Source organism: Microcoleus sp. T2B6, from assembly GCF_036700475.1.
GTDB lineage: Bacteria > Cyanobacteriota > Cyanobacteriia > Cyanobacteriales > Microcoleaceae > Microcoleus.
The window spans coordinates 98234-113424 of record NZ_JAUBOZ010000013.1; the positions used below are offsets into that span (position 1 = coordinate 98234).

Genomic DNA, 15191 nt, shown 5'->3' on the forward strand with positions numbered 1-15191 from the left:
AGATGCCCATTCCACAAGAATATTGAATTTTTTGGGAACGGGCAAGATGCCCATTCCACAAGAATATTGAATTTTTTTGGAACGGGCAAGATGCCCATTCCACAAGAACATTGAATTTTTGTGGAACAGGCATCTTGCCTGTTGCCAATCTATTTGAAGAAGCATCGATTAACTTTTAAGCAACTCCTGAATCGGCCTGCTAATCCAATTGAAACCAACTTTTAGTTGATGGTCAAATGTTGGCATCCGATAGAGATAGGCTAGGCGGCGAGCAATGTGGGCTAGTTGTCCGTCGATTTTAATTCCTAAACCGGCCAGGGTGGCGTTGTCAATTCCTAATGTCATCATTTCTCCTAGCGGCTGGTACCGGAAAGGAAGTAATGGGCGGCCGGTGAGGGATGCCCAAATGTTCCAGGCGGTGTAGTCAGCTTGCTGGAAGGCTGTTTGGGCTGTTCCGGGGACTATTTGACCGATCGCATCGTGACATTCAGCTAAGTCTCCCAAGGCAAATATATCTGGATGGTCGATAATTTGCATTGTCGGATTGACTGTTAATTGACCTCGGCGGTTTTGTTTGAGGGGTAGCGATCGCACTGCTTGACTGACTTGAGTTCCTACTGTCCACAGCACTATGTCTACGGGGAGAACATCTAATTGTCCTTTGTAAAGTAAGGATATTGTGTCGGCTTCGATCGCCTCTACTTCTGTTTCTAAGTCGATCCACACTTTCCGTTTTTCTAATGCTTGGGTGGCGGCTTCGCGGTTAAACTCCGGTGATGTCCGCAGAATCATGTTCCCTTGCTCGACTAACCGCACGCGACCTTTTTCTCCGAGTCGATCGGCTAATTTACAAGCTAATTCTACTCCCGAATAACCTGCCCCGACGATCGCAACCCGAATTTTGTCCTTGTTGCTGGCTTCTAAAAACCGCAATCTTTCTTCTAAGCGGTAGGCGTCGTCGAGAGTGCGAAATGAGTAAGCATATTCAACGGCACCCTTGACCATATCTAGAGGGGTTTTGCCGCCTAAAGCTAAAACAAGGCGATCGCACGGAATTTCTGGCCCGTCGTGCAACTTCACTCGCTTTTCCTCTACATCGATGCCGGAGACAGTACCTTGACAAAAGCGCACGCCTGTGGTTTCCAAGAGTTCGGCAAACGGCGGGGCAATTTCCCAGGTTTGGAGTTCGCCGGTCAGGAGTTCGTACAGCAGGGGAACGAACAAAAATCGATCGCGGCGGTCAACTAGGACAATTTCGGGTTTTTCGGTTTTGGAGAAGGGTAACTGACTCAAGCGCAGGGCTGTGTAGAGTCCGCCGAAGCCTCCGCCGAGAATGCAAATCCGGGGTTGTTGTTGAGTCATCAGAACTATGGGTTTGAAACCCCGTCCTTTTAGGACGGCTTTACATTGAATTGAATCCCCTCGCGGGGTGGAGGGGTATGGTTGCCCCAAGGCGTGAGGTATGGTTGCCTCAATCTCTTTTCGGAGTAAAGTTAGCTTGTCGGTCAAAGTTTTAAGAGCTTGTTAGGTTGAAAGCACTGTTCCAGTTACCTTAGAACTGTTTAACTCTCAACGACAGAGCAAAGGACTAGCTACGCATCCCAGGGTGTCATGACTCGAAAAACGTAGTCAGTTAAGACTGAGGCCCGTCAGAACGGCTTGTTAGATTTCTCCTTCAAGCCTCATGCCTAAAGGCTGAGGTTCCTGACGGTGTTTTGTTTGAGGGGCGATCAGTAACAAGGCCACTTATCTTATTGTAACGAGAGTGAGGGAGTGGGGGAGTGGCAGAGGGAGAGATGGGGAGAGAGGGGGAGTGGGAAAACGAGAAAGGGGAAAATCTTCCCTGTTTCCCTCGAACCTCAACATACATACGTTAAATGCGTTCAATCCGTTAGATAATGCGTTTCCGAACTGTTTTCTATATCTATAGCCTTGATTAGCTTTACCTATTACCCGCCCTCAAATTTTCTGAATGTTCGCAGAACTAATTTTGTACTATATTAGTTTATAACGAATTATTTCGCAAATTTAATTCACTTTTTATAGGGTCATCTACTCTAACACTTGCCCCCGCACTCACAAGTGAAAAAATCATGCAAATTTCCTCGAATTCTTCTAAATTTAAGAACGGCGATCACAATAACGAAGACGGCTCATCTTTGTTAAAAAGCGAAGAAAAATATAAAAATTTAGTAGCTAATATTCCCGGTGCTGTCTACCGCTGTACCTGCGAGTATACGGACGACGGGGAATTAACACGGACAATGGCGTTTTTGAGCGAGGCTGTTCAAGAAATCTCAGGCTATCCCTCTTCTGATTTTATCAACGATCGCGTCCGTTCCTTGGCAAGCATTATCCATCCTCAAGACCGCAAAAATGTGGATGCTACTGTCAAAAAAAGTGTAGCAACTAGAACTCCGTACATCCTTGAATACCGCATTGTCCGGGCTGACGGCGGCATTAGCTGGGTTTACGAAAAAGGCAAAGCTGTTTGCTGCGAGGCGGACGAGGCGAGAGGAAGACAAGAGGGACAAGGGCAAATTGAGGGCTTGTTGTCGGCTGTGGTTTCGCCGGTTTCGCCGGTTTCGCCGATCGCAAATTCTCTGTGTCGGGTTGTTTATCTCGACGGAGTGATTTTGGATATTACTGAGCGAAAGCGAGCTGAGGAAAAGCTGCGAAACACTCAAGATTTTCTGAATGCGGTACTGCAAAATCTGCCGATTAGTGTCTTTATTAAAGATGCTGTAGAGCAAAATTTTATTTATTGGAATACTGCGAGCGAAGAATTGTTTGGCTATTCCAGGGATGAAGTGATCTTAAACAATGCTGCTGACTTGTTCGAGTCAGATCATGCCAATTACTTGCAAGCACAAGATTTAGAAGTGTTGACCACGAGAAAAGGTATCGATTTGCCCGAACAAACTATCCAACTTCCGCACCGAGGAAAGCGGATTTTGCACACGAAAAAAGTTCCTTTGTTTGACGATTCGGGCACACCTAAGTATATTCTGGGTATTGCTGAAGATGTTACGGAAAGCAAAAAAACTGAAACAGAATTGTCGCGCTTGGCCATTGTGGCTCAAAAAACGCAAAATGGTGTGATTATTACTGATGCTCAAGGCTGCATTGAATGGGTGAATGAAGGATTTACTCGGATTAGCGGTTATGTGCTAGCCGAAATACAGGGAAAAAAACCGGGTGATGTACTGCAAGGCCCTGAAACAGACCCGCTAACTATTGCTAAACTGCGATCGGCTTTGGCTGCAGGGGTGCCGTTTAATCAGGAAATCTACAATTACAAAAAGGATGGAAAGGGTTATTGGGTGGCGCTTTCGATCGCTCCAATTTATCAAGAAAAGGGGGAACTCGAAGGTTTTATTGCGGTGCAAACTGATATTACGGATCGTAAGCAAGCAGAGGCAACAGTCAGGGAGAGGGAGAATTATTACCGCTGCATTGTCGAGACGGCTTCGGAGGGTGTTTGGATGTTTGACAGCGAAAGTATCACGACTTTTGCTAACTCTCGGATGGCCGAAATGCTGGGGTATACTGTGGAGGAAATGCTGGGGCGATCGCTATTTGAGTTTATCGACTGCGAGTCTAGGGAAATAGCAGAAAGTTACGTCCAGCGCAGGCGGCAAGGCCTTCGGGAACGCCACGATTTTAAGTTTACTCGCAAAGACGGATCTCACTTGTGGGCGATCGTGTCCGCGACGCCGATGTTCGACGGTGAGGGCGAATTTTCCGGGGTATTGCGGATGATTACCGATATTAGCGATCGCAAACAAGCAGAAGCAGAATTGCGCCAAACTCTCCAAGAGTTGGAATTTGAAAAATTTGCTTTGGATCAATCGGCAATTGTCTCGAATACCGACGAATTCGGAGCCATTACCTATGTCAACGAGCAATTTTGCGAACTCTTTAAATACTCCCGAGAAGAACTGCTCGGCAAAACCCACAGAATTGTCAATTCTGGCTATCACTCATCCGAGTTTTTCAAGCAGCTTTGGTCAACCATCCGCCAGGGAAAGGTTTGGCGGGGAGAAATGAAAAATCAAGCTAAAGACGGCACATTATTTTGGTTGGATACTACGATTGTACCTTTCTTAAATCCCAGCGGAGAACCCCATCAATATGTAGCAATTCGCAAAGATATTACCGATCGCAAACACGCGGAAGAAGCGGTGCGGCTTTCCGAAAGTCAATTGAGGACTAAAAATGAAGAATTGGCAAAAGCCCTACGGGACGTGCATAAAACTCAAAGCATGATGGTTCAAAATGAAAAAATGGTCAGTTTGGGCCAATTAGTCGCTGGGGTTGCTCACGAAATCAACAATCCAGTTAGCTTTATTTACGGCAACGTCATGCACGCTGACGATTACTTTCAAGACTTGCTAAAAATGCTGCAACTTTACCAGCAGGAATACCCGCACCCAACACCGATTATTCAACAAGAGATAAATGATATCGATTTGAATTTTCTGCTCAGAGATTTGCCGAAGTTGTTAAATTCCATGAAAATGGGAGCAGAGCGAATTCGCCAAATTGTGCTGTCCCTGAAAAATTTTTCGCGATTAGATGAAGCCGAACAAAAGCAGGTGGATATTCACGAAGGGATTGAAAGCACTTTGTTGATTTTGCAGCACAGGTTGAAAGAAACGGCAGGGCGTCCTAAAATTGTGCTGCTCAAAGAGTTCGGGAATTTGCCCCGCGTACAGTGTTATGCAGGACAGTTGAATCAGGTTTTTATGAATATTATTGGCAATGCAATTGATGCTTTGGAAGAGGCAATGGAGACTGGACAGTGGGCAGAGGGACAACTGGCGCCTATTCCTTATTGTCCTTCGCCGACGCTGCGGATTTGTACGGATGTAAAATATGAACAGGATGCTTTGATGCAAGCAGATTCTGCTGTTTCTGATGATGCAATGCCACATCCTTCTCATATTGTGATTCGGATTGCTGACAACGGGCCGGGGATTCCGATAGATGTTCACAAAAGGCTGTTCGATCCGTTTTTTACTACGAAAGAACCTGGTAAAGGTACTGGTTTGGGGCTGTCTATCAGCTATCAAATTGTGGTGGAAAAACACGGCGGGCTGCTTAAGTGCGATTCTGCACCGGGTCAAGGGACGGAATTTGCGATCGAGATTCCTGTGGGGAATAGTCAGTAGTCAGTTGTCAGTTGTCAGTTGTCAGTTGTCAGTTGTCAGTTGTCAGTTGTCAGTTGTCAGTTGTCAGTAGTTATTTACTACCAATTACCCATTTCCGATGCCCAATGCCCAATGCCCAATTCATTATTCCCCCTAACCATGAAATATAGCGTAATTTACGACGGCAATTGCAATCTCTGCGTTACCTTGGTGCAGTTACTAGAAAACTTAGACCAAGGCAAGAATTTTGAGTATATTTCCATGCAAGATTTAGAGCAATTAAATCGCTTTGGGATTACGTCTGAAGACTGCGAAATGGGGATGATTTTGATAGATGGTAACACTCCGGAACGCCGCTGGCAGGGCAGCGATGCGGCGGAGGAAATCGGACGGATATTGCCTGTTGGCGAGGTGTTTGTGGCTGCTTACCGCGCCATGCCGGGGATGAAGTGGATGGGCGATCGCGTGTACGAACAAGTCCGCGATAACCGCTATACTTTGTTTGGCAAGCGATCGACTACTTACAAATCTGTTTATCCAGTTGGCTGTAAGTCGATCGACAATTGCGACAATCGGGACTAATACCAAATCCAGCTTATTTCTTAGTCCGCTTGGAGTGGACTTCGTTCGTGTAGAAGCGATTTCAATCGCCGAATGAATGATTAAACAAACCGAATATCTCGCGGCAAAAGTCTTTGAGTTTTTGGGCTGACTCCGCAGCGGGTTCGGTTTGACCGAAAAAACTCCAATTTTCCACGGTGGAAAAGCGCCACTGCTGACCAGTATGATCGTAACCTGCTGCCTCAACCCCGATCGCCCGACGGCTTCCTTCTACCGGATCTTGGTAAAATCGGATTTGAATCAAGATGCTGCGGCTTTGCAGCAAGCGGCTTCTACCGGGGAAATGGAAGCCAATGTCGATCGAATCTGGATCTACAAGTTCTCTGGTATCCTGGTCATTCATCCAAGGTTTCAAATCGACTTTTGTATCCGGGAATTCCGACTTGAATAAATTAACAACCGCAGCAATTTTGCTGGCAACTTCTATATTTTTGGCTTGTTCGGCAGCGTTCACTCGAAAAACTCCTATCAAATATAGTTATTACATTTAGCTAATAATGTAACTGCATACTGCCGAATGTAGACTGTGAACAGCGGACTTTTTCCGAAATAATTAGGCATTGACAAATTTTAATATATGTGTTATGCCGTTTTTAGCCGAGTCTCGATCCCCCTAAATCGCCCTTAAAAAGGGGAGTAGGGGTTGACTTTGAGGATGCTCTTGTCCCCCCTTATTAAGGGGGGTTAGGGGGGATCTCCGGGTTTTAAAACACCCCATAGTTCCATAATCTTAATTCAGGGGAAGGGCGATCGCAAATTCCGAACCTTCTCCCAGCACCGATTCGCAAGTTAGTTTACCGCCGTGGGTTTCTTCCACAATTTGCCTGCTGATAGACAACCCCAAACCCGTACCTTTTCCTACTCCTTTAGTAGTAAATAAATGGTCAAATATTTTCGACTTGAGCTCCGATGACATCCCTTTACCGTTATCTTTGATTTTAATCACCACGCTGTTGCTATCCTCCGAGAGATGAGTGATAATGGCGATCGTATTCGGTAAAGCTTCAATTTCAGCATAAGTGCGGCCCTGATTGAATTCGTCAAAACACTCGATCGCATTTGCTAGCAAATTCATAAATACCTGATTCAATTGCCCAAAATAACATTTAACGGGCGGGATATCTCCGTATTCTTTGATAATTTTAATCGCGGGGCGAGTATCTTTAGCTTTCAGGCGATACTGTAAAATCATCAAAGTGCTGTCGATGCCCTCATGAATATTTGCTGACACTTTATTCGCACTGTCAGCGCGGGAAAAAGTCCGCAAAGACTTGCTAATATTGCGGATGCGCTCTGTACCTGATTTCATAGATAAAAGCATTTTCGGCAAATCTTCAATCAAATATTCTAAATCAATTTCCGATGCTTTATCCTGTAATTCATCTCCAGGATTAGGAAATTTTTCTTGGTAAAGTTGTAAGCAATCAATCAAATCTAAACTAGCCTCAGCAGCGGCATCAAGATTGCCCGCAATAAAACCAAGCGGATTGTTAATTTCGTGAGCAACCCCTGCAATCAAGTTGCCGAGAGCCGACATTTTTTCGCTTTGAATCAGTTGCAGTTGCGCCTGTTGCAATTCATTGAAAGATTTTTCTAACTGTTGAGATTTTTCTTTCTCGCGCGCGTACAAACCAGCATTTTCTACAGCAATAGCAACTTGAGAAATTAACACTTTGAATACTTCCACTCTCTCTGCTGTAAAAGCTCCTACTGTCAAAGCATTTTCTAAATAAATTATTCCGCGCCCCTGAGATTGATAAATAATCGGCAAACAGAGAATTGATTTGGGTTGATATTTCTGAATGTAGGTATCTACATTAAAAGGTTCGGCGACAGTCGCATTGTCTAAAACCAGATGGTTTTGACTGCGCTGTACGTAATTAATCACAGACAGGGGTATATCTTGACAATTTTCTACCGGAATAGACGGTAAAAGTGTCACTGTATCCTCCGCAAAAATGCCAGTAGCTTCTAGGCAGAGGATATCGTTTTTCAGCAGCAGCAGCACTACTTTTTGAGCAGCCGCATTTTCTAAAATAATTTGGATTAATTTGGTTAACAATTTTTCGAGAACAATTTCACCGTTAATGGCTTGCGCCGACTTAATAAAAGTAGCTAAGTCTAATAAATCGCCTAAACTACTACTGGTAGTATTTCCCGTGGCAGTGCGGGTGACATCGAGGGTTGGGGTTTGAATTGTGCGCGTCTGTGCTGCTAAGAAAGGATGTGTTGATTCTAAGTGTTTAACTTTAGCTATTGCTCCCCAATGGATATATCCATAATAGGCTTTAGTCAGATATGCTTGAGAAACTATCTCTTTACCCAAAGCTTGATAAAATTCTCCTGCTAATTCATAGGCTAATGCTTCCTCTTGAATGTATTTATTTTTTTGAGCTCCGGCAATCGCGCGATCGTACAATTCCATTGCTTCGGTATTTTGCCCTAACACTCGCGCTTTCTCGGCTTCTACCAAATCATATTTATGCTGGTAGTTCATGGGAGCGTGAACCGCCCATTTTTTCATCTTTTTTTGCAACTCTCTCACTTTTTTTAGATATTGCTTTTGGTTCTCTTTGCCAGCTTGGGGAAACAAAGCGAGGAGACTGAGAGAGTAGTAGAAGTTGCTGAGGGAAACCACATAAAATCCCGCAGCGGCTTCTTCATATTTTTCAAATAACGTTGAATTATCCAAGGCTTCCACGTAGTTATTAAAAGTAAAATTAAGCTGAGCTTTGGCGTTATAAATTAAACAAACTAAAAGAAAGCTTTTAGCTTCTATTAAAGCGGGGAGCATTTCAAATTCATTAAAGCTCTCGCCGACTAAATGGCATGGTTCGACAGCTTTTCCGCACAAGTTTAGACACGTCTGCCTGAATATACTTATATACGGTACAGCCATTTGTAATTGAAGTTTCTGCATTAATTTCACATACTTACCAGTCTCCTGTTCAACCAGATATAGAGGCTCTCCCATCCATAGTTGGTAAGTACAATAATCGGCTATAGCATAACCTGCATATTCTAAGTCTCCAGTTTCCATCCCGGCTTGAAAAGTTTCCAAAAAATCGCCTAATACTGAGTTAATGTGGGATTTCCAATGGTGGATTAAAGCAAAAAAATTCATATAAACTTTACTTTTGATCGAACGGGATGGAAATTTATCTAACAGCATAATTGCCAGTTCGCCGAATTGGTATCCCGAATTAATATCCCCTAGCCTGCACAAAATCGCGCCATAATAAACGTAGGCGATACTAGCATAAAGTGAGTTGCCATATTTAACGCAGTGCTGGATCATCATAAATGTCAGCAGCGGTAGCAGTTGCGGCTTTGTTTGAATAGCGCTGCTGAGAGTCCCTGATAAAATCCGCATAATTGCTTGTTTATTAGGATCGGTCATTTCTGGCAAGTTAGCTAAATCCTCAACTCGTTTCGTTCCCAAACTCAATTTTGTGTTAATCAGACCCGCCATAATGTTTAGCGTGTTTGGGTTTTGAGGAAAATAAATGCCTAAAATTCTTAGCACTTCCAGCCCGGTCTTTAGTGCTTCTGCAAGTCTATTTTGAGCAGTGTAAGATTGGATGTAGAGTTCGTAACTATTTACCTTTTCCAGTATATTTTTAGCTTTTGCCAAAATGATATCAATGAGTTTTTTTGATTCTTCAAAGTTGATATTTAAGTATTCAGCTTCGGCTGTTGACTCGTAGATAGAGAGCGTTAATTCATACTGACTCTGCCAGCTATCCTCTGCCAGTAATCCCATAGCCACGCGCAAGTACCTAACAGCAGCTTCATAAGCAGCAGCGGATTTTGCCTTGCGTCCAGCCGTTAAATTTAATTTTGCTAACTGCGTCTTTTCCGACTGTTGGCTAATCGTGTCAATTCCGACATTCAACTGATTGACGATATCAAATATGTTTTCTTCTAGCTGGTCGGGGGGAGTATTCTGTAACAGTAATTGACCGATTTTTAAATGGGTGGATTGCTTTTGGTCTTCGGGAATTAGCGAATATGCGGCTTGCTGAACGCGATCGTGCAAAAATTTGTATGTTACCCGCGAAGTGTCTAACTTGAGATGGATTGATTCGGCTCGATCGAAAACTAATGGAATGCGATAGGCATCGCTCAAGGGCAGAATTAACCCTGCTTGCAAAGCTGAATAAAGTTCAGTTGCTGTAGTATTAGCTGACTTTTCGCTAACAAGTGACAGCACATCTAAAGCAAATTTATCACCCACGCAAGCTGCTAGCTTCAACACTTCTTGCGTGGGTGTCGGCAGCTTTTCAATGCGAGAAGCTACCAGTTCCACCACACTTTTATCGGTGATTCCAATGGCTTGGATTTCATCGATACTCCAATACCAGCCCGTTTGACTTGCGTCATTTGTAATCTGATTAAATTCAAATTTCAAAAGAGAGTCTTGATAAAGTGCTTGGAGTAATTGGGTCAAGAAAAAAGGATTTCCGCCCGTTTTATTCCAGATCAAATCGGCTAGATTTGTTACTTTTTCTGGGGAAGTGTTAAGTGTTTCAGTGACTAACTCCGTCACATTTGCTAAATGCAGCGGTTGCAACACGATATTGTTGACTATTGTACCAGTTTTTTCAATTTGTTCTACAGTCTGGATTAAGGGGTGGGTCGGACTAACTTCATTGTCTCGATAGGCACCGATTAGCAACAAATATTCCTGGTCAGGGTCAGTTATCAGTATTTGCATCAACTTTAATGTTGCTGAATCTGCCCACTGCAAATCGTCTAAAAAGATAACTAGGGGGTGTTCTTTTTGGGCGAAAACGCGAATAAATTCTTTGAATACCCGATTGAATCGATTTTGGGATTCTACAGGGGCAAGTTCTGGGACTTCTGGCTGTTTGCCGATAATTAATTCAACTTTTGGAATTACGTCGGCAATTACTTGGCCGTCTGTTCCCACGGCTGTTAAAATTTTAGTGCGCCATATTTCTAATGAAAGTGTACTTTCTGTTAGCAATTGCCGCAGCAAGGAGTTAAATGCTTGGATTAATGAGGCATAAGGAATGTTGCGTTTTAATTGGTCAAATTTGCCGCTGATGAAGTAACCTTTTGACCGGGTAATGGGTTTGCTAACTTCGTTGACTACGGCTGATTTACCAATGCCTGAGTAGCCTGATACTAGCATTAATTCGCTTTGGCAATGGGCGAATTTTTCTGTATTTTGGTTTGGTGGAAAAGATGCGGCAGAAATGGTTTCTGCATTGGGGCGGGCGGGTTTTTCGGTATTTAGGTTGGGTGGCAAAGATTTGGGTGAACCCGCCCCTACACGTTCAAATGCTGCTAATAGTTCGTTGACTTGTTGTTCTCTACCGTACAATTTTTGGGGGATTAACAATTGGCTGAGAATATCTAAGCGTCCGGGGATGAAGTCGGCAATTTGTCCGGTGGTTTCTAACTGATGCAAACAAATTTCTAAGTCGGCTAACAATCCGGCCGCACTTTGATATCTATCTTCGGCATTCTTAGCCATCAATTTCATCACTATGTCAGAGATGGCGACAGGTATTTCTGAATTGATTTGATGGGGATATATTGGTTGAACTGCAATGTGGCTATAAACTACTTCTAAGGGGTCGTTGCTGCAGAAAGGCAATTTTCCTGTCAGCATTTCATATAATGTGATACCAAGGGAATAAAAGTCTGTGCGGTAGTCGAGGGTGCGGTTCATTCTCCCGGTTTGTTCGGGTGACATATAGGCTAAGGTGCCTTCGACTGAGTTGGGATTGTTAAATTGCGGGTTTTCTTTGTTGAGTTTTGTGGCAATGCCGAAGTCGGTGAGTTTTACTTGTTTTGTTTGCGAGTTAATTATGATGTTGCTGGGTTTGATGTCTTTGTGAATAATGTGATGAAAATGCAGGTATTGTAAGGCTTTGACTATTTGGATGGCGATGTGTAAATTTGCTGGCAGGCTCAAGGTTTCTCTTTCCAGCAGTTTTGCGAGGGATTCGCCGCCAAAGTCTTCTAAAACGATTCCTAATCGGTGGTCGAATGTTTCGAGACTGATGGCTTTGACGATTTGTTCGCTGTCTAAATTTTGGCGGATTTGATATTCGTGTTTGAGCCTGGTAATGGCTTCGAGGGTGGGATATTCGGCTTTGAGGACTTTCAGAATTGCTGGGGGCGCGTCTGTCGGTGTTTGTCCGCGATAGACTATTGTTTCGACGCCTTCGTGCAGAGTAGAAGTTATTTGGTATTGTGATAAGTTTAACATCATTTAAGTTAGAAATTACAGGAGCTAATTCTCATTAGATTAACATTACTTAATCTTGATTTTGTGTGATTGCGATCGTGTATTTGGCGATTTCCAATCACACGGAATATACACTAAGTGAAAATGTGGGCTTGATCGTTGGTGTCGGGAGCATCTCAATGAAAGCCGCCCAGCTATAAATTGGAGTTTTGAGGCAGGAGGCAGGAGGCAGGAGGCAGGAGGAAAGAGGAAGAAGGAAGGAGCAAGAAGAAGTGTTTTTACAAATATGAGATGCTCCCTTGGTGTCAACAAACATCATAAATGTAATATTGGTCTTGTGTGTGAGTCCCGAATGCTTTGGCTGCACAGTTTTTCAGGGGCATGGGAGCGATCGCACTGGGCATAAAACAGGCAATTGAACGGGTTCTCAATCGCTGACTACCGTAACTTCACAGATAGTAGAAATAGATTCCGGTTCAGGCAAAATACGCACGCGGGCAAATTTTAAACCGCTAACTCCTTGTTGTGATTCTACCATGCCAGTCTGAACTTTTGGCTCTACCCAACCTTCGCGAGACAAGTAGCGCAAGTATTGCTGATACTCTTCCCACTCCTCCTCGGTAGAATAAACAACAGTCAACATCCCCGACTGGGTAATCCGCTCTTGTGCATCTTTGTCAACGGCTTTCTCGATCCGCTTTTTGACAAGTTCGTAGCGGATGTCGCGAGTGCCTTTGACATCAAACATTTTTTCGGTATTTTCGTTGTGAAAAATGTCGATCGTGGTATTCTGAACTAACACTAAATGTGCGAGTTCCATGTTGATTTGAGACTCGGCTTGCAGGCGAAAAACTGTGCGACCGCAATCGCAAATAGCTCGTAGTTGTTCGTACCGCAAACTGTGTAGGTGAAACTGGCTAAATTTGGGATCGATGGATTTTCCTACATAAATCATGTGATCCATGCCGTCGGTGCATTCGATGTCGCAGTAGTGGGGCAAAATTTGCTGCATTTTTTCTTGCCAGCGGGCCCAGGTTTCTTGGAGTTTGGTGCTGATTAGGTTCAGCATTTGGTCGTAGCGGTTGCGATCGCTGTAAACGCAGTTGTGTTCATTTTCACAGGCTGCTTGGTAAGCTTCAACGGCTGCCTGAACCTTGGGCCCGCACTGCACAAAATAGTCAAAATATACTTCTAAATGCTCGTTTAAATACTCGGCTGCTCGCACCTCCATATCGACTGTTACTTTTTGTTTTAAATGCTCGATGTAGTCGAGCAAGTCGAGCCGCAATTGCTCGCCGAGGTGGGTAGTTTGTGTTTGGCAAACGGCATCAGCTATGACTAAACCTAAGCGGAATTGTTCGAGCAAATCAGTTTGAATGGCTCGGTTTCTTTCGTCGCTAGAACCGCGAATGTCCGAAATTCCGTACAGCGGATGAACGTCAGCAAATACGATTGTTTCTGCCGGTAGTCCCCAACTTCGCCTTTCTGCTTCTTGGGCGAACCGCCACTCGACTGCGGGGTGGATGTTGTGAATGTGGGTAAACCGCTCCTGGATGGCTTGCCGCAGGGCTGCAATGAAGGCGGGAATGAGTTCTTGGGCGTGTTTAGCGTCAATGCCGTTGAAGTGGTTGGGCCGATCGCACAACAGCCCCACAACACCCAAAATCCGCTGCCCGCACCCCTCGCGGGTGACGGATTTGACTACCAGGGGCACCAGCAGCATCGATCGAGTTCCCATTCTCCGCAAAGTTCGATCGCACTCGGTTTCGCACTCCCTACGCAAGTCTGGCACGTTCCAAACTTGATTTGCTGCTGTGGCCTTCAAAAAGTGAGAAGCTTCTAGGGAGTGCATTGAATAAAGAATTGGCTGCAAATGTTGGCCGTCTTTTGCAACTAATAGCTGTACCTGTTCGCCGTCGGGGCGCAGCAGCAAAGTGCCATCAGCATTGAAGAGCGATCGCAAACACCGATCGATTTTCTCAAATTTGTCTGGCCGCAGCATCGAATCTTGATCGATCAATAACTGAGTCAGCCGCCGAATTTGCTCCTGCACTGTGACATCAAAACCTTCTAGCACCAGCAAGCCTTCTACGCGGTAATTATCCAACTGCAATCGATCGGCTAAATTTTCCAGTTGATTCGGCTGCATCAGCCAAGCTTCCCGTTCCGCAACAGGCATTAATCTTAAAGAAACATCCGCAAATTCATCTATTTTTGAGTCAATTCGAGTAATTTTTAACTGTTCCGAACCCAGCCAAAATTCAATAAATCTGGCTTCTCGGTGTTTGGGGTTTTTTACACTCGCCGTGACAGGTTCGTCTAGCACCCGCAAACCGTCAATATCAATTTGATAATATTGCTTAAATACCCAGTGCAAAAGGTGGCGGCGGTACAATTGTTCTGCTGTTTTGCCGTCCCCATCCTCGAACAGTTGCAGCAGAGTGATGTCGGTTTCTGCAAACAAACCGTTGGTAGATTGAGTTGCCAAGGACGTTTCCTCCCAACCTGCCAAGCGACAAAATGCTGCGTTAGCGTAACGCAGGGCAAAAGTTCCCGGTTGCATTACTGCGATTAAAACGCGGCGATCGCCGAGAAATTGAAACAGTCGCTGTAAATCTTGTTTCCACGTTTTCAACGGTTCAATTTCAGAAGATTGACTGGGTACTTCGCCCGCCAAAGCTTCCAGTAGCTGTTCTATACTTGGTTCGCTGGGCAGATTGTTACTGTCTTGCTTTGTTGGGAGGATATCTGTCGCTGGCAGTGATTTTACGGAGTTGTTGTTGTTTTGATGGGAAGACGATTTAGGAGTAGACATGAGTAAAACACCTGAAAGCAGTGGATTTGGCCAAAGAATGTCAGCGATCGGCGATTATGGCTTTGTAAAGAACTTAGATCCTGTTTGTAAAGTTTGTGTGTGGGTATCGGAAACTGGGTGTTTTCTCGGACGATGGGCCCAGGGACTTTTACTTTTATTCACAAACAACCTCTCAGTCTCGACGTTATAGGTGATATCAACGTGTTTACCACCTGGCGGGTAACACCCATTATAAGCGGTAGACAGTAGCGGATAGTGTCAGCAACTAATGCTATTTGACTCAGAGGCGAGATATATAGCAGGGGGAGCATCTCACCTTTGCAGCCCTCCGCTAGAAATTGGAGTTTTGAGGCAGGAGGCAGGAGGCAGGAGGCAGAAG

General features: G+C 44.5%; 6 protein-coding genes. 2 read left to right on the forward strand and 4 right to left on the reverse strand.

Going from position 1 to position 15191, the window contains the following annotated elements; all coding sequences use genetic code 11:
* Positions 1-168: 168 nt before the first annotated feature.
* Positions 169-1362: an NAD(P)/FAD-dependent oxidoreductase gene (locus QUA00_RS08685; RefSeq protein WP_333409344.1), complete on the reverse strand. Its 1194-nt coding sequence runs from the start codon at positions 1360-1362 to the stop codon at positions 169-171.
* Positions 1363-2093: 731 nt separating this feature from the next.
* Here QUA00_RS08685 and QUA00_RS08690 point away from each other — a divergent pair.
* Together QUA00_RS08690 and QUA00_RS08695 are read left to right on the forward strand one after the other, a co-directional pair.
* The gene (locus QUA00_RS08690) at positions 2094-5174 is read left to right on the forward strand and encodes a PAS domain S-box protein (protein WP_333409345.1); all 3081 of its coding nucleotides are present in this window, start codon (positions 2094-2096) and stop codon (positions 5172-5174) included.
* Between the two features lie 138 nt (positions 5175-5312).
* Entirely contained in the window at positions 5313-5735 is a 423-nt protein-coding gene (locus tag QUA00_RS08695; RefSeq protein ID WP_333409346.1) for a DCC1-like thiol-disulfide oxidoreductase family protein, read from the forward strand.
* Between the two features lie 61 nt (positions 5736-5796).
* Here QUA00_RS08695 and QUA00_RS08700 read toward each other — a convergent pair whose 3' ends face one another.
* The 3 genes from QUA00_RS08700 to QUA00_RS08710 all read right to left on the reverse strand — a co-directional run bounded on the left by QUA00_RS08700 (position 5797) and on the right by QUA00_RS08710 (position 14812).
* A complete protein-coding gene (locus QUA00_RS08700) occupies positions 5797-6228 on the reverse strand; it encodes a hypothetical protein (RefSeq protein WP_333409347.1) in 432 nt (143 codons plus the stop codon).
* A 276-nt stretch (positions 6229-6504) separates the two neighbouring features.
* Positions 6505-12018: an AAA family ATPase gene (locus QUA00_RS08705; protein ID WP_333409348.1), complete on the reverse strand. Its 5514-nt coding sequence runs from the start codon at positions 12016-12018 to the stop codon at positions 6505-6507.
* 406 nt (positions 12019-12424) lie between these two features.
* Positions 12425-14812, reverse strand: coding sequence for a GAF domain-containing protein (locus QUA00_RS08710; protein ID WP_333409349.1), 2388 nt, complete (start codon positions 14810-14812; stop codon positions 12425-12427).
* Positions 14813-15191 lie beyond the last annotated feature (379 nt).